Source organism: Kribbella sp. NPDC058245, from assembly GCF_042882005.1.
GTDB lineage: Bacteria > Actinomycetota > Actinomycetes > Propionibacteriales > Kribbellaceae > Kribbella.
This window is the reverse complement of record NZ_JBHVWY010000014.1, coordinates 46429-64313: the sequence shown is the minus strand read 5'-3', so window position 1 is coordinate 64313 and position 17885 is coordinate 46429. Positions and strand designations below refer to the sequence as shown.

The window sequence follows — 17885 nt, the reverse complement described above, 5'->3', positions numbered from 1 at the left end:
CCAGTGATCACCGTCAGTGGTCGTAGGAGATGCTGACGTCGCCGGAGGAGGTTTTCACCGTGATGCTGCGGGTCGAGGCAGGGTCGAGCTTCACATTCCGCTCGTTGTCGCCGGACGAGGTCTCGGCCTCGACCTTGTAGGTCTCGTCACCTGTGGGCAGGGCGATCGACACGTCGCCCGAGCTGGCCTTCGAGTCGACCGACTGCGGCGCCATCGAGAACTCCAGAACGGTGTCGCCGGAGCTGCTCTTGGTCGTCACGGCGCCCGTGCTAAGCCCGTCGCCCTCGATGCTGCCGGAGCTGGACTCCATCCGGAGCGATCCGCCCAGGCCCTGGACGGCGATGTCACCCGAGTTCGTCTTCAGCTCGGTCTCGCCGGTCATCCCGGAGACCTTGATCGGGCCGCTGTTGTTCTTCACCGTCAGCTTGACGTCGCGCGGCACGGTCAGCACATACAGCGTCTTGCAGTTGAAGGAGAGGAACCCGCAGTTGGTGTCCTTGAGCTCGAGCTTGCCGTCCTCGAACGTGTCGGTGGGGTCGGAGCCGAACGCGTTGCGCTCGAACTGCCGGTCCACCTTCAGCTCGGTCCCGTCACCCGGCCGGATCTCGACGCTGGTCGAGCCGCCCTCGACGACCAGCGAGCGGTCGTCCAGCTTGTACGACGTCTGGCCGCTGTGGTTGCCCTCGGTCAGTCCGGTGAGCGCCCAGTAGAGCCCACCCAGGATGAGCGCGACCGAGATCGCGATCCCGTAGCGGCGCTCGGCGCTCATGGTGCTGGCCATGGGTCTCCTCTCCTCCACCCCAGCAGCCTGACAGATCGCCGGGCCGCTGTCGGTGGGGTTAACCCCCATATCCCCCTGGCCTGAACCCTGGCTACCGAACCCTGGGCCTACCGGACGAACGTCTGGTCGATCGAGGTCGCTAGCTGCTGCAGAGATTTGCGTAGCTTGCTGGACTTCGCGGCCTCGGCCAGGCTGCGGCCGTGCGCCATCGCCGCGTCCACCGCGTTCAGGTCGTAGGGAAGCAGGGCCGACGGCTGGATCCCGGCGTACTGACCAAGCGCGTCGGCGACGGCATCGGACGGCGAGCTGCCGAGCGAACCCGAGCGGATCCGGTTCACCACGACCCGGAGGGTGACCGAGGGGACGAGCCCGCGCACCTCGTGGATCGCGCGGATCAGCCGGGTCAGGCCGACCGGGTCGGCCGAGCCGACGACGATCACCTCATCGGCCTCCTCGAGGGTCGCGACCGTCGCGCCGTTGCGGCGCGGGGCGAGCGAGTCGAACGAGATCTCCTCGTCGGTCTCGATGCAGAACCCGAGATCGACGATCGTGCAGGGTGACAGGAGCCGCGCCGACGACCAGATCGACTCGACCGCGGCCGGGCGCAGCTCCGTCCACCGGTCCGCCCGGCTTAGGCCGGTCAGCACCATCAGGTGCTTCTCGACCTGGCGGGCGTGCTTGGCCAGCGTCATCATGTCCAGCGTCCCGCTCGACGCGGAGCGTGCCGCGGCGGCCAGGCCGGACGTCTCGTCGAGCATCCCGAGCAGCTGGGCGACAGTGCCGCCGTACACATCGCAGTCGGCGAGCAGGGTGGGCATGCCGCGGGTTGCGAGCTCAGAGGCGAGGCCGACTGCGACCGTCGTCCGGCCGGGTGCGCCCGTCGGGCCCCAGACGGCGTAGATCCGGCCGGTGCCGGCGGCGTACTCGGGTGGTTCCGTCCGCAGGTCGGGCTCCCCCGGCCTCGGTACGAACCCGCCGGCGAAGTGCGACAACGCGATCGGCGGGCCGGCGTCGACCGCGTCACTGATCGCACGGCCGAGGTCCTCCGGGCTGACGTCGGCCGGCAGGATCCGCTCGATCCCCATCCGGCTGAGCCGGTCCTCAGGCCCGAACGCTTCACCGGTCTCACTCGGATCAACCAGAGCCAGTACGGCGATGCCGCGGGCGTGCAGCGCGGACACCGCATCGGAGGTCAGCCGGGACAGGTCATCGGCGAGCAGTACGGCCCGGGCCTGACCACTGGCGGCAGCGGCCATCACATCGGCGATGTCCACACACCGCCGTACGACGCGGATGCCGGGTGCCCGCTCGGTCCGCCGTACGACGTCTGCCTCCCACGGTGCCCCGGTCACCGCGAGCAGGACCGGAATCGCCATCAGGCCGCCCGCCGGACCAGAGTCGGCTCACCCTGACTCATGGCGGTCAGCGCGGCCGGGAGCTTCTGCAGGTCCTTCGGTGTGAGCGCGACCAGCACCTGCCGTCGAGCCGATCCACCGGCGACGCCCTTGACCGCATCGATCTGCAGGACGCGGATGTTGCTCCAGAGGAGCTTGGCCGCTTGCCCCTCGTCCTTCGGGACCACCCAGATGTCGACCTTGTCGCCGTCGGCGGTGTCGGAGGGCAGCTTGCCGGTCGCCACTGAGAGTGGGAGCTCGGTGCGGTCGTTCTGAGCCTGCGGTACGGCGGCGTCGCGCGGAACGAACTCACCAGCGTCGACCGCGCGGGCCACGACCAGTCCCTTGAGCTCCGCGTCAGCAGCGACGTACTGCTCGGCGTCCTGGCCGCTCGTGAAGCGGACGCGGACTGTGGTGAGGTCGTCGCCGGTCAGCTTGGTCCCCGCGGGCAGGTCGCGCTTGGCCGCCCAGATCGTGGTGGTGTCGTCGGCGGACGAAAGCAGCTTCGCACCGGCCAGAGCGGTGATGGCGACCAGCAGCACGCCCAGCACGAGCCGGCCGTCCTTCCAGCGCGCCCGCCGGTTGCGCTGCGCCGGGATCGAGGGTGCCCCGAACCCACCTCGCCCTGCTGTCTCCACCACGTCGGCTCCCCAGTCACTCGATCGTTGCTGCCAGCATTCTGCCGTGCCGCCCAGTCCCCGGTGAGCAGATATCCACAGGCTGTCACAGGCTGGGGACAAACTTGATCATCCTCGGGTGAACCATGGCAAACTGATGAAACCCGCTACTACCGAAGGAGTACTGCGATGCCGGCACCGCGTTTCCTCCAGCTCGCCGACGTCGCCGAGGTCCTGAACATCTCCGCCAACCAGGTCTATGCGCTGGTGCGCCGCGGTGACATCCCCGCGGTCAAGATCGGCGGCCGCGGCCAGTGGCGGGTCGAGTCGACCGAGCTCGAGAAGTACATCGAGCGCCTCTACACCGAGACCAAGCAGTTCATCGACACGCACCCGTTCGGCGAAGAGGCAGACGCCACGGAAGACGCGCAGCTCTAGCGCCGTCGTACTGCCTGAAGGGCTTGCGTCGGGATCAGCCTGACGTTGTAGACCTCTGAGCGGCGGCGAGGCGCGTCCAGCGGGTGCTCGGCGACCTCGAGGAAGTCTGCTCCCACCCGGTCGATCGTGCCGGTGACAGGGATCCCGCCGCAGAAGACCGTGACCGGTGAGCGGTCCCGGGCGATGCCCCGGAGCAGGTGCGCCAGGCCGAGCTTCCCCGCGACCGCACCCACGGCGGGCTCCGCCCACGGGCCGAGCCGGTGTACCGCGACCAGCGCGCCGACCGGTACCAGCCACTCCTCGCGGCCGGCCTCGATCAGCAGGCAGTCCTTGCCCACCCGGGTGAGCAGCCCCTGGAGCGGTTCGGTGCCGGCCAGCTCGATCCGGACGACCGTATCCACGGCACCGCGCAGGCGGTCGAGCACCGTGATCTTCCCGACCTCGGTCCGGATCCGGTCGGCGACCTCGCCGTACAGGTCGCCCTCCTGGAGCGCCTCGAACTGCGATTCCAGGTCCTCGAACAGCGCATCCCACTGCATACGGGTCAACCTACCGCGCACGCTGGGTGACGTATCCACTTGCAAACTGCCACTAGTTCCAGTCTATAGTGGTCAAGCCAACGCAAACTAAAGCAAACTCACAGGTCGGAGGCGAAGTGAGGTGAACGGGATGATTCGAGGAGCAAAGAGCCTGCTGTCGGTCGGGGCCCTGGTGGGCGTCGGGCTGGCCCTGCGCTGGATGACCACGGGCAGGCTCACCGCGATGAACACCCACGACCTGGACTCACTGACCGTGCTCGCCGTCGGCGCGGTCGCCTGGGTCGCCTACGCCTGGCTGGTGCTCGCGGTCCTCGCGACTGCGCTCGAGCAACTCCCCGGCGCGATCGGTACGGCGGCCGGTGTGGTCGCCACCCGGATCACCTCGACCACCTCCCGTGCCCTGCTCCGCTCCGCCCTCGGAGTCGCGGCAGTCACCCCGCTCACGGTCGGCGTCGCCCACGCCGCGTCCCCGCACACCTGGACGGCACCCCAAGCCGGTACGACGCAGTCCGGTGCGGCGTGGCGCGCAACCGAGCCGCGCTCCACGGTGCAGCTCTCCGGCGACACCTGGCGCGCCACTGAACGGAAGTCGGCCGTCGAGATCGGCGGCAACGACTGGCGGGCTACTGAACCGCGGTCGACCATCCAGCCCGGTGCGGAGCGTGTGCAGGACCTGCCGCCGCGGAACGCCGTACGGACTGGTCTCCCGAAGGCCCGGCCAGCACAGCAAGCTGCTGGCGGCATCAAGGTGCCGGACCGGCCGGAGAGCGGTGCTGCGACGCGCTACACGGACCTGCACTCCGGACGTGGTGTGCAGGTGACGGTCAAGGCCGGCGACACCCTGTGGGACCTAGCGGCCCGAGAGCTCGGTCCGCACGCGACGAACGAGCAGATCGCTGAGCGGTGGCCGCACTGGTACGCCGCGAACCGTCAGGTGATCGGCACTGACCCGAACCGCATTCTCCCCGGCCAGGTACTGCGAGCCCCGGCTCAGGCCACGCCGCCCACGAACCAGGAGCAGTGACATGACCAGTGCTTACCAGGAGATCAGCGAGTCGATTCAGCAACAGCGCGTCCGGCTGGGCGTTGTACCGGCCATTGCGGTAACCCGGCCGGGTCTGCCGGAGGCACGGGCCTGGGGTGGCCGGCTGGCCCAGGCGGTATCGGAAGTTTTGGCGGGAGATCGTCCGGTAGCGCAGCTGGTCCGGTTCACCGATGAGGACGTGTTCGTCGAGCTCAATCGGCGCGTGCGACTGCTGGGGCTGACCACGACGGCCAACGGCCGCGGCACGCACGAGCGGTGCGCACTGCGATCGGTGCGGGTCTGCCGGCCGAGCTCGGGCGTCGCAGAGATCGCAGCGCACGTCCGGCACGGTGGCCGGTCGCGTGCGATCGCCCTGCGGATGGAGGTCCGCCGCAACCGCTGGGTGTGCACCGCGCTCGAGGTCGGCTGAAATTCGATCGGGTTCCGATCGAACAAACGGCGTACCGCCGGAGTCCTTAGAGCGCAACGTGATCGTGTGGTTGTCGTCATGCGACCGTCGGAGCTCGCCAATAGAGTTGCCGGGCGGTCGCCAGGCCGAAGTCGTTCGGGGGAACGAAAATGCGTGAAAGCAATATCAAGGTGGGGCAGGTTGCACGGCCGACGTCCACTGGGGTGATGCCGGCTGGTGAACCTGCCGACCCCGGTGAGGTGGCCTTCGCCTGGCGAATCGGCCTCGACGAACTGAGCGCGGCAGAACGCGCCCGGGTCGCTCCGGGAGTGCGGCGGCGCCGCTGGTCCGAACGCGTGCCCGCGCTGTACCCGCTGGCCATCCGCTATCACCGCGCCCGCAAACGCATCGAGTGGCTGCGAGCCAGTACGGCGTACGCACAGGAGCGGCAGCCGGCTGACCTGCCGGTGCGAGTCAAGCGGCACAAGTCGTTGCTGCTGCGTCAGCTCGGTGAGACCGAGATGTGGATGCAGCACAACAAGGTGACCAACCTGCGGCTCGCCTGCGAGCAGGTCGACGGTCTGGTCATCCGGCCGGGTGAGACCTTCTCCTTCAACCAGGTGGTCGGAAACGCGACGCGCCGCAAGGGCTACCTCAAGGGCATGCGGCTGTCGAACGGTCAGGCACGCCCGGGGATCGGCGGCGGTATCTGCCAGCTCGCGAACCTGCTGCACTGGATGGTGCTGCACTCGCCGATGACGGTGACGCAGCGATCCACCCACAGCTTCGACCCGTTCCCGGACAACGGCCGCGTGCTGCCGTGGGGCGTCGGCTGCAGCATCGTCTACAACTACGTGGACCTGCAGTTCCGCAACGACACCGACCAGACGTTCCAGCTCCGGGTCGGGGTCAGCGATCGGTACCTCGAGGGTGAGATTCTCGCCGACGTACCGGCCGCGACGTCGTACCGGGTCTTCGCCCAGGGCGAGCGTTTCCTGCGCGCCGGCACGGATTACTTCCGGCGCAACGAGATCTGGCGATCGGTGATCGATCGCCGTACCGGACAGACCACCGCCGAGGAGCTCGTCCGCGAGAACGTTGCCTTGGTCAAGTATGTGCCGTCGGGCGTGACCGTGTACGACGTGGTGGACTGACACCGGGAGACGATAAGTTCGGGCACATGTCGTCGTACGGTCCGCCAGGTGGCCAGCAGTACCCGCCACCGCAGTACGAGACGCTCCAGTACGGCGGCCCGCCGCCTCCCCCGCGGCGTGGACCGTCGCCGTGGCTGATCGGCGGGATCATCGGCGGCGTGGTGGTGGCGGTGGTGATCGCGGGTCTCGTGGTCAACAGCCCCGTGCGCAGTGAACCATCGAAGGAAGGCCGACAGCCGCTCACCATCGGGTCCCCGGCGGACGGCGGCCAGGTGAAGCAACTCACCACCGCGCTGACCGCAGCGAAGATGGAGTGCTCGACCCGGTTCACCACCGCGGGCAGCGGGCAGGCCGGATGCTTCCAGTGGACCGACCGTGGCCGCACCCAGAGCGCCATCCGGTTCCAGTACGACGACACTGGTGCCGTGACGGCGATCAACGCCCAGTCGGACAAGGCGGCCGCCCTCAAGCCGCTGATCGCGGCGACGGCAGGAGTGGTGTTCGCGGCTGACCAGGACGCGGTCAACCAGGCGGTGGGAACCGACCGCGGCAAGTTCGACGGCAGCTGGGGCAGCTACAACGCCAGCACCGGCGCCATCACCCGGTTCGTCGCCGGCAAGTCCGGTACGTCGCCGATCCTCCCGCCGCAAGTCAACGCGGACACCACGTCGAGCGAAGTCGGCACCGCCCTCGAGGCCAAGGGCTTCACCTGCGGCGACGACAAGGAAGACTGCAAGAGCACCTTCACCGGCTACAACAGCCACAAGGGTGACCTCGCCATCCGCACCAGCGGCATCGGCTCGGGCGGCATCTCCTACCTCTTGGCCTCAGTCGCCGACACCTCGAAGGACGCCACCGAACAGGCCAACTACGACGCCTTCGCCGGCCTGATCGAAACCGCCTTCGGGGCAGTCGAAGGACCCGGCACCGCCGAGGTCCGCGCTTGGATCATCAAACACACCGACGGGGAGTCCCACACCGCCTACGTCAACGGCTGGCGCGTCGAACTGGTGACGAACTACGGCTCCCCCAGCGAGCCCAACCTCCCCGGCTACCTGCGCGCCACCATGTTCACCGACTCGCTCTGGACCACCCCCGACCAGTAGCTCCGCGTGCTCCCCGCCCCGGGACCCACAACGTCCGAAGACTCGCGGTACGTCGTCGGCGTGTTTTCGGACGTAGTGATCTGTGCGGCCACAACATCCGAAGACTCGCGGTACGTCGTCGGCGTGTTTTCGGACGTAGTGATCTGTGGTGGCCACAACGCGCCCGCGGGTTCACTGGGTGCTGGTGGTTGGGGCGGACCTGCATCACCGACCATGCCCGGCGCTGAGCCGTCCGGCAGAGCGCGCTGAGCGTGAACCAGGCGCGCCGCGCAGAGTTGGACGGTGGTGGCGGTCCGCCACCACCGTCATTGGGTGGCCCATCGGCACGGTGGCTTCGGTCGGCGGCCACCACCAGCAGCCCCGCCTCGACTGTCGCGAGATTGCCGCCGGTAAACGATGCAGAGGGGCACAGACAGCACACTCGCCGTCCACAGGGGCCCATGCCACCCGGCCGGCTGGTCCACGCAGCATTTAACGTCCGAAGACACGCGGTGCATGGTCGGCGTGTTTTCGGACGTTGTGATCTGTGCGGGCGCAGCGTCCGAGGACTTGCGGTGCGCGGATGTCGGTGGGTGGTTGCAGACTGGTGGTGTGACTGCCGAGGCCTACCGGGAACGTCCCGCACTGCTGCCTGGGGCCACGGTGTGGACGCGGACCGCGCCGGGCGGGGACTACCTGATCTTGCCGGACGGCTGCATGGACCTGCTGCTGATGGACGACGACCTGGTTGTCGCCGGTCCCGACTCGCGTGCGTGGACCGGCACCTCGGCGGCAGGTGGGCGGTATGTGGGACTGCGGTTCGCGCCGGGTGATGCGCCGACGTTCCTCGGCGTACCGGCTAATGCGCTTCTGAACGACCGGGTGCCTTTGAGTGAGCTGTGGTCGCGGAGCAGGAGCCGCAAGCTGTTCGACCGGATCCGGGCCGCGGCCGATCCGGCAGGAGGCTTGGATCGGGCTGTCGCCGAATTGCTGGACGCACCGGCGGATCGCTTGGCTCAAGAGGTCTTCCGCCGCGTCCGCTCCGACATGCTGCGCGGACCAGGTGGGGTGGTGGATCTCGCTCGGGTGCTCAGCCTGTCTGAGCGGCAGCTGCATCGGCGGTGCTTGGGTGCCTTCGGGTACGGCGCGAAGACGCTGGACCGGGTGCTGCGGATGAATGCGGCGCTGGATCGAGCACGGACGGGCCAGGGCCTGGCGGAGGTCGCTGTGGTGAGCGGGTACGCGGACCAGGCGCACCTGAGCCGTGAGGTGAAGGCGCTGACCGGGCTACCACCGACGACACTGTTGCGATGACGGTTCCTGGGATAACGGTGCTTCGGCACAATCCGCTGAACGCCGTGACGGAGACGGTGGAGCGGCTGACCTATGCCGACGGGCGGACTGCCATTCGGAAGCGGCTGCGGCGGCCGGTCGAGGTGAGTGGGGATCCGTGGGCGGCCTCGGTGGATCCGCGGCACTGGAACTACTGGCGCCGCGAGGTCGAGGTCTACCGGGACGAGGAGTTGCGGGCGGAGCTGGCGATTGCCGGGCTGCTGTTGCCGGGAGCTGAGGTGGTGGAGGACGAAGGCGGGGCTGTGTTGGTGATGGAGGATGTCATCGGCCTGGCTGCCACGGCCTTTGGCCTGGCGGAGCATGAAGCGTTGGCGCGGGCCTGCGGGCGGTGGCAAGCGCGGCCACCTCAGGATCGGGAGTGGACATCGCAGGGGTTCCTGCGGGGACTACTCGACGACGCGTGTAGTGCCGTGGGAGCTGGTAGACGATGACGACGCATGGCAGCAGCCGCTGATCGCGGAGACGTGGCCGGCTGGGCTTCGGGCGGCGTGGCACGAACTGCTGGCCAACCGGGAGGAGCTGCTGCGGCTGGTGGAGAGTTCGCCGCGGGCGCGTTGTCATCTCGACCTGTGGGTCTCCAACGTGATCCAGCGCCCGAGTGGCGAATTCGCCTTGCTGGACTGGGCATTCACCGGTGACGGGGCCCGCGGGGAGGACATTGGCAACCACATCCCGGACGCCGTCTTCGATCTGTTCTGGCCGGCTGAGCAGCACGCTGAGCTGGCCGACGCCTGTCTGACCGGCTACCTCGCCGGGCTCGACGAAGCGGGGTGGCGCGGCGACAGCGACGTCGTACGGCGGGCTGTGCTGGCGTCCGGCGTCAAGTACGCGTGGTTGCTGCCGCATCTCCTGGGACGCGCTTCGCTGCCAGCGCACCAGGCGTACCACCAGGAGGCGGACAGCCGGCACCTGTACCACCAGCGTGGCCAGGCGCTCGCCTTCGTTGCCGACTGGTGCGCGCAAGCCCTCAGCTGAGCAGGATAGCGAAGCCTCCAGCCGGTACGACGTTGCGCGGGCCGGTGGAGAGTCGGCCGGATGCTGTGTAGCAGTAGGTGGTCCGACCCTGGACGCACTGAGGTTGTGGGCTGACGTTAGTGATGAGCGTTGCTGGGCCGGCGTGCATGGTGCTGAGTTGTGGGAGGAGCAGCAGTACGTCGATCTGGGCGGGGCCGGTCGCTGTGGCGGTCAGATGAGTGGCGGCGGCTGGTAGGGGTCTCGGCAGGGTGACTGGTTGGAGGACGCCCGGTGCGGCTGAGATGCCTTGTGCACCTGCGGTGCCATGGTCGATCGTCCCGAGTGAGCCCCAGGTGGTGCGGCCGGCCGTTGGGTCGTCGACCAGGTTGACCACTGGGAGGACGTAGCGCGGCTGAGAGGCCGCCGGGATGGCCCAAGTGGCGGACTGGCCTTCAGAGAGTTGCAGGTAGGCGTTGTTGCTCCACTGGGACTCTCCGGTCCAGGCTGACGGCGGAGTGACCACCTGGCCGCCGGTTGCCGTCTCCGCCTCGACTAGCTGGAGACCGTCGTACGTTGGCTTGGTTAGGCGTTGGGCTAGTCGTGCGACGGCCGGTGCGGCATCCAGGGCGAGCATGGAGAGTTGGCCGTGGATGGTGGACTCGGCACCGGAGTTGCGATTGACGGTGCCGTCACCGGCGAGACCGTCGTACGTGCGGCCGGTGGAGGCGTCGTACATGGGGGTTCCGGCGCGGTTGGCGCCGAAGTACCAGCCTGCGACGAAGGCGGCGAGCTGTGTGGTGCCGGGGCGGTCGACGGCGAGCAGGCCCTGGAGGCGGGCGTCGACGCCGTACGCGATCTGGGTGCGGTCGATTGGTGCAGGCAGCCAGCCGTTGTCGGGGCCGCCTGCGGTGAGGAGCAGTGGGGTGAATCCGGCAGTGTCACCGATCGCAGGTTCCAGTAACTGTCGAGAGCCCAGTACGGCGGACGCTGCGGCCAGCGCGGAGGGCATCTGCGCGCCCCAGGCGTGCCACATCGCGATGGTCTCGGCTGAGGGTAGTAGCGCGCGGAACGGCCATTGTCGCGTCGACCCGGAGCTCAGTGCGGCGATGCCTTCGGCGAACTGCGTGAGCGCGCGGCGGGCCTTGGTGGACCCACCAGCTCGGACGTAGGCGGCCAGGCCGAGGACCGCCTCGGAGGTGGCGTCGGCGCCGTTCACGATCAGCCAGGCGGGCAGGCGGCGGCCGTCGACGAGGTTCCAGCGGCCATAGCGGACGAGGACCTGGCGTTCGAGCGCAGCGATCGCGCGGTCGAGGCGGGTCTTGAGGAAGGCAGCGAAACCGCGGTCCAGATGCTTGAAGACCTCATAGCCCTCCCCCAGCGCCCAGACCGTCCGAGCGAGCCAGAAGGACGGGCCGGAATCGGACGGGTCAGGGAGCTCGACTGGGTCCGCGCTGGGGTTGAGAGTCCCGTCCGGCTGCATCCAGAGCACCACGTTGCCGTTGGCCGACTGCAGGTAGGTCAGGGCGCGCAGGAGGTCCCGGGCGGTGGTCAGCGAGGAGCCGAAGAGGCGGTGGTGGCGCAGATAGACGACGGCGGCCCGGGCGATGTCATCCGCGTTGTAGGCGCCTTGGCCGTAGGTGTCTGTCGCACCGTCGTAGGTGCCACCGCCGATCCGGCGATACGAGCCGTCGGCCTGGCGATCGGCGTACGTCCAGAGGACACCGATCGGCCCGGAGCCGTAGGTGCTGTGTCCGGGCGTCCGCGGTGGAGTGACCGTCGTACGGAGGAAGTCGAGGTGGGCGAGATTGGCCAACCTGGTCGGGCTGCCGGCTACGGCTGGTGGGAGGGCGGCGCTGCCGACGGCAACGGCTGCCGCGGCGAGGACGGTACGCCGGGTGGGTCTCATGAGAGCCGGTCCAGACGGGCGACGCCGATGGCTGCGTCGGCCATGCCGTAGAAGACGTACCGGACGCCGTCGATCTCTTCGATCGCGGTCGGGAACACGACGTTGCCGACCGTCCCGATCTTCTCCTGCTCCGTCTCCGGGACGAGGATCGGTTCGCTGGTCCGGGCGATCACGCGGGTGACGTCGTCGGGATCGAGCAGCAGCGCACCGGCCGCGTAGCAGACCTTCTGGGTGGTCGGGTCGAATCCTTCGGGCTGCTCGCCGGTGACACCGTGGTGGATCACCAGCCAGCCTTCGGGTACCCGAAGCGGTGCCGGCCCGGCGCCGATCTTCAGCTCTTCGAACGGATACTCCGACATGGCCACCAGCCGGTGATCGCGCAGGTGGACAAGGTTGCGAATGTCTTCTGCCACCGCGGCCACGGGCACAAAAGACACCCAGATTCCCGGCCGCTCGTCGGTCACGCCGGCCGGCAGGTGGACGCCCTCTCCGGGCCGGAACCAGCCGAGGTCCCACATCGGGCGGTGCAGCATCGCGTACGACGGTTCGCCATCCGGACCGCGAACGGGCTCAGGGAAGAAGACCGTGTCCTTGTTGGGGAACAGGTTCAGATCCGTGTCGAGTGCCGGTTGGTACTCGAAGTGCAGCGGACCCAACCGCCGCCACTCCCGCAGGTCCGACGACACCGCCAGCGCCGGCTTCGGGCCGAGCGGCCCATACGCGACGTACGTCATCACGTGCAGGCCGAGCGACGGCACGAACGTGACCCGCGGATCCTCCACCCCGGCGTTGTTCAGGCCGCGCTCCCAGCCTTCGTCCGGCGCCAGTACGACGCCTTCTCGCCGCACGCTCGTCGGGACACCGCCAACGAGCTCGACAGCAGCTAGGCCGACGCGCGATACGTTGCCCTCTGCAACCAAACGGGGCAGGAGGTAGAGCTGCCCGTCGGGCGTGTGACCGGTGGCCGGGTTGAGCACCCCGCCGGCCTCCAGCTCGTTACCGGGCTCGGCCGTCATCAGCACGCCGACACGGGTGAGGGTATAGGGAACAGTCACAGCAAAGCCTTTCAGGGAAGGAGAATCAGCCCTTGACGCCGGACTCGAGGTTCGACGCGATGAACCGGCGCTGGAAGATCAGGAACAAGGTCACCGCCGGCGCGGCCAGCACACAGGCCCCGGCCAGTACGGCGCCGAACGGGTTCGCGGCTCGCGACGCCACCGTGGTCAGGTAGTTGGACAACGACACCGCGAGCGGCTGCAGGTCCTGTTGCTTGGTGATCAGGAACGGCCAGAGGAACTCGTTCCACGGACCGATGAACGTCAGCAGCACACCGGTCAGCAGCGCCGGCCGAACCAGCGGTACGGCGACCCGCCACAGGATGTTCAGCTCGGACGCACCGTCGATCCGGGCCGCGTCGAACAGCTCGACCGGTAGTTGCAGGAAGTACTGCCGGAACACGAAGACCGCGGTCGAGTTGATCAGGAACGGCAGGATCATGCCGAGGTACGAGTCGGCCAATCCATAACTGCGGACGATCAACACATACAGGGGAATCGTCAGCAGCTGGAACGGCACCACCTGGATCAGCAGCATCAGGTTGAAGACGAGCCCGCGGCCCCGGAACTGCAGCCGGGCCAGCGCGTACCCGGCCAGCACGCCGAAGACCAGCGTTCCGAGGATCACCCCGCCGGTGAAGATGCCGGAGTTGATCAGCGAACCGGCGAGATTGATCGCCTTGTCGATCTCGGCGTAGTTGTGCAGCGTCAGGTTCCCCGGCGCGGGGAACGCGCCGCCCACCGACGGGTCCGGCTCGGTCTGGAGGCTGCCGATCAGCATGTAGTAGAAGGGAAACAGGAAGACGAAGGAACCGATCAGCAGGATGACGAAACGTCTCTTCATCGGTCCTCCCTCGCAACGAAGCGGCGTTCGATCAGAGCGAGCAGCAGCACGCCGATCACCAGCAGGACTCCGATCGCGGACGCGGTGTCCGGGTTGCCCTGCTCGATCCCGCGCTGATACATCACCAGCACCGGTGAGGCCGAGGCGCCGTCCGGGCCGCCACCGCCGGTCAGCAGGTAGGGCTCGGTGAACAGGTTCGCCCCGGTCACCGTGGCCAGCAGGACCACCAGCGTGGTCGCCGGCCGAACGCCCGGCACGGTCACATTCAGGAACGATTTCCAGCGGCTGGCGCCGTCCATGGATGCGGCCTCGTACAGATCCTTGGACACGTTCTGCAGGGCCGCCAGGTAGAGGAGGATGAAGAAGCCGAGCTGTTTCCAGGTCACGTAGATCGCCACCGTCGGCATCGCCAGCCCGGAGTTCACCAGCCAGGACGGGTCCGGCGCCAGCGGTCCGAGGACCGAGTTGACCAGCCCGTTGGAGTTGAACAGGAACAGCCACACCCCGACCACAGCCACGCTCGCCGTCACATACGGGACGTAGTAACTCACCCGGAAGAACGTCCGCCACCGGATCGCCGCGTTCAGCGCCGTCGCCAGTCCGAGCGCGAGAATCACGGTCAGCGGCACGTTGATCACCAGGAACACGAGGACGTTGCCGAAGGCCCGCCGTACCGCGGGATCGCCGAGCACCGCCGCGTAGTTGGCGAACCCGACGAACGGCCGGTCCACGATCGCCCCGGGCGCCGCGAAGAAGTAGTCGTGGAAGGACATGTACACCGCGAACCCGAGCGGGTACGCGAACACGGCCGCGATGAAAACGACGTACGGGGTGACGAACGCCGTCCCGATCGGGTGCTCACCCAGGAGCCGAAGCCGCCGGCTCATGATTGTTTGACGAGCTCGTCGACCTTCTGCGCGGCGCCGTCGAGGGCGGTGCCGGGGTCTTCCTGGCCGAAGATCACGGACTTGGAGTAGGCGTCGCGGAAGGTCTGCCAGATGGTGATCGAGTTCGCGACGTTGGGCACCTCGACCGTGCGGGCCGCCTGGTCGGCGAACACCTTGTAGTCCGGGTTCTTGGTGAAGTAGTCCGGGTACGCGGCGGCGACGTCCTTGCGCAGCGGCATCTGGCCGGTCGCCGTCAGGAACTTGCCGTCCTGCTCCTGGCTGGTGGCGAACTTCAGCACGTCCCACGCGGTGCCACGGTTCTTGCAGGCCGAGTACATCGCGACGTTCTTCGCGTCACTGAAGGTGTGGATCTCATTGGCCGGCTTGGCGCTGGAGGTCGGCACCGGGACGACGCCCCAGTCGACCTTGCCCTTGTACGTCGCGATCGCCCACGGACCGACGACAGCCATCGCAGCTGTGCCGTCAACGAACGCGTCGCCGGTGTACTTCTCCTGTGAGGCCAACTTGTCGGCGTAGACCGTCCGCCAGAACGCGGCGACCTTCTTGCCCTCCTCGGAGGTGAACTGAGCCTTGCCGTCAGCAACCAACTGCTTGCCGCCGGACTCGGCCGCGAAGAAGGGGTAGAAGTCGAACCAGGACTGGTAGAACTCGTTGCTCGGCGCCGGGTAGATCGCGACCTTCGCCGCCTTGGCCGCGACCACCTTGCGGGCCGTCGCGAGGAATTCGTCGTACGTCGCCAGTGGCGGCCTGGCGGCGTCGATCCCCGCCTTGGCGAACACCTTCTTGTTGTAGAAGATCATCACCGGGTTCGACTTCCACGGCAGCTGGTAGTACTTGCCGTCGGCCGACTTGTACTGCTGAGCGACGTCACCGGACCGGTCCTCGACGTACTGCTTGCCGTCGGGGAAGCTGTCCAGCGCGACCAGGCCGCCCTGCTTCTGGAACTGCGAGACCGAGGCCGGCGAGGTGTTGAAGATCAGGCAGGGCGCGTTGCCCGCGGTGATCGCGGCGCCGATGACCTCCTCGGAGCTCTTCCCGGCCGGGACCTCCTGCGCGTTCACCTTCTCGTCCGGGTGCGCCGTGTTCCAGGCGGCGACCATCTGCTTGCCCCAGGCCACTTCTTCGGCGTTGTTCGAGTACCAGATGTCGATCGGTCCGCGGGCCTTGGCCGCAGCGTCGGCGTCACCAGCGCCGCCGCTACCACCACAGGCTACAAGCGAACCGGCCAGTACCAAGGCCAGCGCTGTGGTTTGCAACTTCATGGTTCCTCCAAGGGACTACTCAGGGGGTGGTGCGGTGGAACGTCGTACGACGAGTTGTGCCGGCGGCAGCTCGACATCGGGTACGCCGGAATTGCCGTCGACGACCTGGTTGAGGGCCTCCGCGGCGGCGACGCCGAACCGGAACGGATCGGCGCGGACCGTGGTCAGGCCTGGGTGCACGTGTTCGGACAGCTCGCTGTCGTCGAAGCCGGCGATGCTGAGGTCGTCCGGGACCGTCAGCCCGGCCGCCTGGGCGGCGCTGAGACCAGCGATCGCCATCCGGTCGTTCGCGTAGACGATCGCGGTCGGCGGCTGCGGTAGCGCGAGCAGCCGGCGGGTGGCCGTGATCCCGCCCGCGGCGCTGAAGTCACCAGCCTCGATCGCGACCGGCTCCAGACCGGCCGCGGCCAAGGTCTCCACCAGGGCTACGGATCTGGCGGTTGCATGAACGAAGGTCGAAGGGCCTGCCACGTGGGCGATCCGGGTGTGGCCCAGCTCCAGGAGGTGCTTGACCACGGCCACGGTGCCAGGCCGGTCGTCCAGCACGACCGCGGGGAACGGCGAATCGCCGTCCGGCCGGTTCAGGGTGACGGCAGGCAGACCCAGCTCGCCAAGCAGACCGATCCGGGGATCGTCGTGCCGAAGGTCGGACAGGATCACCCCGTCGACCCGCCCGTCCTGCGCGAGTCGCCGGTACCCGGCCTCCTCCTCCGGACCGCCGGTGACGACCTGCAGCACCAGTGCCTGCCCACGTGTCGACAGCACGCTCTCAACGCCCGCGATGAAGGCGGGGAAGAACGGGTCGGACGACAGGACGGCAGGGTCCCGGGTGATCACCAGACCGAGCGCGAAGGCCTTCGAGACCGACAGCGATCGAGCCCGGTTGCTCGGGCGCCAGCCCAGGTCGTCGGCGGCCGCGAGGATCTTGTCGACGGTCGCCTGGGCCAGGCCGGGCCGGCCGTTCAGCGCGAACGAGACGGACCCCTTCGACACCCCGGCCCGTGCGGCCACATCGGCGATCGTCGGCCGTTCTTTGGTCATGGGACCTCTCTTTGAACCGGTTTAACGCGACATTAAACCGGTTTAAACGCTACCGTCAAGGGTTCGCGGCGATGCGCAATACCGCAATCTGCAGCCACTTCCGCGCACTCGTTTGCATTCAATCCCTTGACGCCGGGCGCGCGGCGTGGCTTAACTAGGTCGGCAGTGACGCACCCAGCCGGTAGCGGATCGATGATCCGGAGTCCGGTTTTCAGGCGCCAGGGCGGCCAGGACTGTGGCCCACCCGAGGCGGGGTAGCGTCCCCGGGACCGATGGAGCAATCGTGTCCGAATCTCGCTCAGTCATCCACCGCGTGCTCCTGGCCACTCTGGCCTCCGCCCTCGCGGCAACCGCTGTCTACTCCGCCCTCAACCTCAGCCCCGAAGCCGACGCGGCCGCGACGCTGCCGCCCACCCACGCGAAGTTCGACTACCAGATCGGCGGGGCCTACACACCGCCGTCCGGCGTCCAGGTCGTCACCCGGGACCGGACCGCCTCCCCCGCTGCCGGGCTCTACAACATCTGCTACGTCAACGCCTTCCAGGTACAGCCGGGCGAGCAAGGCTCGTGGGCTTCCGACCTGCTGCTGCGTGATGCCCAGGGCAACTTGGTTATCGACGAGGACTGGGGTGAGCCGCTGCTCGACCTGCGCACCGCCGACAAGCGCACCCGCGTCGCCGCAAAGGTGAACGGCTGGATCGACGAGTGCGCAGCCAAGGGCTACAAGGCGATCGAGCCCGACAACTACGACAGCTACGAGCGCTCCAAGGGCCTGCTCACCACGACGCAGGCCAAGGCCTACCTGACATTGCTGGCAACGCATGCCCACGGCAAGAACCTCGCCATCGCGCAGAAGAACACCGTCGATCTGGCTGGTTCGCGAACCTCGGTCGGCCTCGACTTCGCGGTCGCCGAGGAGTGCGGTCAGTACGACGAGTGCGGTGACTATGTCGCTGCCTTCGGCAACAACGTGATCGTGATCGAGTACACGAACGGCGGCCGCACGAAGGCCTGTTCGGCGTACGGAACCAGGCTCACGATCGTCCAGCGTGACGTGGACGTCTCGACGCCGGGGTCCTCCGGCTACGTCCGCAAGACCTGCTGACACCCCTTCATTTCAC

At 68.1% G+C, this 17885-nt stretch carries 19 protein-coding genes; 9 read left to right on the top strand and 10 right to left on the bottom strand.

The window, feature by feature from the left end:
- Nucleotides 1-13 precede the first annotated feature (13 nt).
- The 3 genes from ACFVWG_RS29315 to ACFVWG_RS29305 form a co-directional block, all read right to left on the bottom strand.
- Nucleotides 14-781 (bottom strand): DUF4097 domain-containing protein, encoded by a 768-nt coding sequence (locus ACFVWG_RS29315; protein WP_391546654.1) that lies wholly within the window; start codon nucleotides 779-781, stop codon nucleotides 14-16.
- A 107-nt stretch (nucleotides 782-888) separates the two neighbouring features.
- The gene (locus ACFVWG_RS29310) at nucleotides 889-2157 is read right to left on the bottom strand and encodes a CpaE family protein (protein WP_391546653.1); all 1269 of its coding nucleotides are present in this window, start codon (nucleotides 2155-2157) and stop codon (nucleotides 889-891) included.
- A complete protein-coding gene (locus ACFVWG_RS29305; RefSeq protein ID WP_391546652.1) occupies nucleotides 2157-2816 on the bottom strand; it encodes an SAF domain-containing protein in 660 nt (219 codons plus the stop codon). The genes ACFVWG_RS29310 and ACFVWG_RS29305 overlap by 1 nt, the downstream gene beginning before the upstream one ends.
- A 165-nt stretch (nucleotides 2817-2981) precedes the next feature.
- Between ACFVWG_RS29305 and ACFVWG_RS29300 the strand changes: the two genes are divergently transcribed.
- Nucleotides 2982-3230 carry a helix-turn-helix domain-containing protein gene (locus tag ACFVWG_RS29300; protein ID WP_391546651.1) on the top strand — a complete coding sequence of 83 codons (249 nt, stop codon included), beginning with the start codon at nucleotides 2982-2984 and terminating at the stop codon, nucleotides 3228-3230.
- Here ACFVWG_RS29300 and ACFVWG_RS29295 read toward each other — a convergent pair.
- Nucleotides 3227-3769 carry a hypothetical protein gene (locus tag ACFVWG_RS29295; protein ID WP_391546650.1) on the bottom strand — a complete coding sequence of 181 codons (543 nt, stop codon included), beginning with the start codon at nucleotides 3767-3769 and terminating at the stop codon, nucleotides 3227-3229. The genes ACFVWG_RS29300 and ACFVWG_RS29295 overlap by 4 nt on opposite strands.
- A 130-nt stretch (nucleotides 3770-3899) precedes the next feature.
- Between ACFVWG_RS29295 and ACFVWG_RS29290 the strand changes: the two genes are divergently transcribed.
- From ACFVWG_RS29290 to ACFVWG_RS29260, 7 genes are all read left to right on the top strand, one after another.
- Nucleotides 3900-4793 carry a LysM peptidoglycan-binding domain-containing protein gene (locus ACFVWG_RS29290; protein WP_391546649.1) on the top strand — a complete coding sequence of 298 codons (894 nt, stop codon included), beginning with the start codon at nucleotides 3900-3902 and terminating at the stop codon, nucleotides 4791-4793.
- Between the two features lies 1 nt (nucleotide 4794).
- The gene (locus ACFVWG_RS29285) at nucleotides 4795-5223 is read left to right on the top strand and encodes an Rv3235 family protein (RefSeq protein ID WP_391546648.1); all 429 of its coding nucleotides are present in this window, start codon (nucleotides 4795-4797) and stop codon (nucleotides 5221-5223) included.
- A 206-nt stretch (nucleotides 5224-5429) separates the two neighbouring features.
- Complete coding sequence (locus ACFVWG_RS29280; protein ID WP_391546647.1) at nucleotides 5430-6356, top strand: VanW family protein; 927 nt, start codon at nucleotides 5430-5432, stop codon at nucleotides 6354-6356.
- A 26-nt stretch (nucleotides 6357-6382) separates the two neighbouring features.
- Nucleotides 6383-7462 (top strand): hypothetical protein, encoded by a 1080-nt coding sequence (locus tag ACFVWG_RS29275; RefSeq protein ID WP_391546646.1) that lies wholly within the window; start codon nucleotides 6383-6385, stop codon nucleotides 7460-7462.
- A 591-nt stretch (nucleotides 7463-8053) separates the two neighbouring features.
- Complete coding sequence (locus ACFVWG_RS29270; RefSeq protein ID WP_391546645.1) at nucleotides 8054-8755, top strand: helix-turn-helix domain-containing protein; 702 nt, start codon at nucleotides 8054-8056, stop codon at nucleotides 8753-8755.
- Complete coding sequence (locus tag ACFVWG_RS29265) at nucleotides 8752-9225, top strand: hypothetical protein (protein ID WP_391546644.1); 474 nt, start codon at nucleotides 8752-8754, stop codon at nucleotides 9223-9225. Before ACFVWG_RS29270 ends, ACFVWG_RS29265 begins: the two co-directional genes overlap by 4 nt.
- Nucleotides 9200-9769: a hypothetical protein gene (locus ACFVWG_RS29260; RefSeq protein ID WP_391546643.1), complete on the top strand. Its 570-nt coding sequence runs from the start codon at nucleotides 9200-9202 to the stop codon at nucleotides 9767-9769. The genes ACFVWG_RS29265 and ACFVWG_RS29260 overlap by 26 nt, the downstream gene beginning before the upstream one ends.
- On the opposite strand, the gene ACFVWG_RS29255 is transcribed toward ACFVWG_RS29260, so the two are convergent.
- The 6 genes from ACFVWG_RS29255 to ACFVWG_RS29230 are packed head-to-tail and all read right to left on the bottom strand — an operon-like array spanning nucleotide 9762 to nucleotide 16764.
- Complete coding sequence (locus ACFVWG_RS29255) at nucleotides 9762-11654, bottom strand: hypothetical protein (RefSeq protein WP_391546642.1); 1893 nt, start codon at nucleotides 11652-11654, stop codon at nucleotides 9762-9764. The two genes, ACFVWG_RS29260 and ACFVWG_RS29255, sit on opposite strands and share 8 nt — an antisense overlap.
- Nucleotides 11651-12709, bottom strand: a complete 1059-nt coding sequence (locus ACFVWG_RS29250) for a glycosidase (RefSeq protein ID WP_391546641.1) — start codon at nucleotides 12707-12709, stop codon at nucleotides 11651-11653. Before ACFVWG_RS29250 ends, ACFVWG_RS29255 begins: the two co-directional genes overlap by 4 nt.
- Before the next feature lie 25 nt (nucleotides 12710-12734).
- Nucleotides 12735-13553 carry a carbohydrate ABC transporter permease gene (locus ACFVWG_RS29245; RefSeq protein ID WP_391546640.1) on the bottom strand — a complete coding sequence of 273 codons (819 nt, stop codon included), beginning with the start codon at nucleotides 13551-13553 and terminating at the stop codon, nucleotides 12735-12737.
- A complete protein-coding gene (locus ACFVWG_RS29240; RefSeq protein ID WP_391546639.1) occupies nucleotides 13550-14440 on the bottom strand; it encodes a carbohydrate ABC transporter permease in 891 nt (296 codons plus the stop codon). Before ACFVWG_RS29240 ends, ACFVWG_RS29245 begins: the two co-directional genes overlap by 4 nt.
- Nucleotides 14437-15723, bottom strand: a complete 1287-nt coding sequence (locus tag ACFVWG_RS29235) for an extracellular solute-binding protein (protein ID WP_391546638.1) — start codon at nucleotides 15721-15723, stop codon at nucleotides 14437-14439. Before ACFVWG_RS29235 ends, ACFVWG_RS29240 begins: the two co-directional genes overlap by 4 nt.
- A 15-nt stretch (nucleotides 15724-15738) precedes the next feature.
- The gene (locus tag ACFVWG_RS29230; RefSeq protein ID WP_391546637.1) at nucleotides 15739-16764 is read right to left on the bottom strand and encodes a LacI family DNA-binding transcriptional regulator; all 1026 of its coding nucleotides are present in this window, start codon (nucleotides 16762-16764) and stop codon (nucleotides 15739-15741) included.
- A gap of 283 nt (nucleotides 16765-17047) precedes the next feature.
- On the opposite strand from ACFVWG_RS29230, the gene ACFVWG_RS29225 reads away from it, so the two are divergent.
- A complete protein-coding gene (locus tag ACFVWG_RS29225; protein ID WP_391546636.1) occupies nucleotides 17048-17869 on the top strand; it encodes an endo alpha-1,4 polygalactosaminidase in 822 nt (273 codons plus the stop codon).
- Nucleotides 17870-17885: the final 16 nt, after the last annotated feature.

What these genes read in the sequence shown, in the direction of transcription:
- ACFVWG_RS29315 (WP_391546654.1), bottom strand. Translation starts at nt 781, where the DNA reads ATGGCCAGCACCATGAGCGCCGAGCGCCGCTACGGGATCGCGATCTCG.
- ACFVWG_RS29310 (WP_391546653.1), bottom strand. Translation starts at nt 2,157, where the DNA reads ATGGCGATTCCGGTCCTGCTCGCGGTGACCGGGGCACCGTGGGAGGCA.
- ACFVWG_RS29300 (WP_391546651.1), top strand. Translation starts at nt 2,982, where the DNA reads ATGCCGGCACCGCGTTTCCTCCAGCTCGCCGACGTCGCCGAGGTCCTG.
- ACFVWG_RS29295 (WP_391546650.1), bottom strand. Translation starts at nt 3,769, where the DNA reads ATGCAGTGGGATGCGCTGTTCGAGGACCTGGAATCGCAGTTCGAGGCG.
- ACFVWG_RS29290 (WP_391546649.1), top strand. Translation starts at nt 3,900, where the DNA reads ATGATTCGAGGAGCAAAGAGCCTGCTGTCGGTCGGGGCCCTGGTGGGC.
- ACFVWG_RS29285 (WP_391546648.1), top strand. Translation starts at nt 4,795, where the DNA reads ATGACCAGTGCTTACCAGGAGATCAGCGAGTCGATTCAGCAACAGCGC.
- ACFVWG_RS29280 (WP_391546647.1), top strand. Translation starts at nt 5,430, where the DNA reads ATGCCGGCTGGTGAACCTGCCGACCCCGGTGAGGTGGCCTTCGCCTGG.
- ACFVWG_RS29275 (WP_391546646.1), top strand. Translation starts at nt 6,383, where the DNA reads ATGTCGTCGTACGGTCCGCCAGGTGGCCAGCAGTACCCGCCACCGCAG.
- ACFVWG_RS29265 (WP_391546644.1), top strand. Translation starts at nt 8,752, where the DNA reads ATGACGGTTCCTGGGATAACGGTGCTTCGGCACAATCCGCTGAACGCC.
- ACFVWG_RS29255 (WP_391546642.1), bottom strand. Translation starts at nt 11,654, where the DNA reads ATGAGACCCACCCGGCGTACCGTCCTCGCCGCGGCAGCCGTTGCCGTC.
- ACFVWG_RS29245 (WP_391546640.1), bottom strand. Translation starts at nt 13,553, where the DNA reads ATGAAGAGACGTTTCGTCATCCTGCTGATCGGTTCCTTCGTCTTCCTG.
- ACFVWG_RS29240 (WP_391546639.1), bottom strand. Translation starts at nt 14,440, where the DNA reads ATGAGCCGGCGGCTTCGGCTCCTGGGTGAGCACCCGATCGGGACGGCG.
- ACFVWG_RS29235 (WP_391546638.1), bottom strand. Translation starts at nt 15,723, where the DNA reads ATGAAGTTGCAAACCACAGCGCTGGCCTTGGTACTGGCCGGTTCGCTT.
- ACFVWG_RS29230 (WP_391546637.1), bottom strand. Translation starts at nt 16,764, where the DNA reads ATGACCAAAGAACGGCCGACGATCGCCGATGTGGCCGCACGGGCCGGG.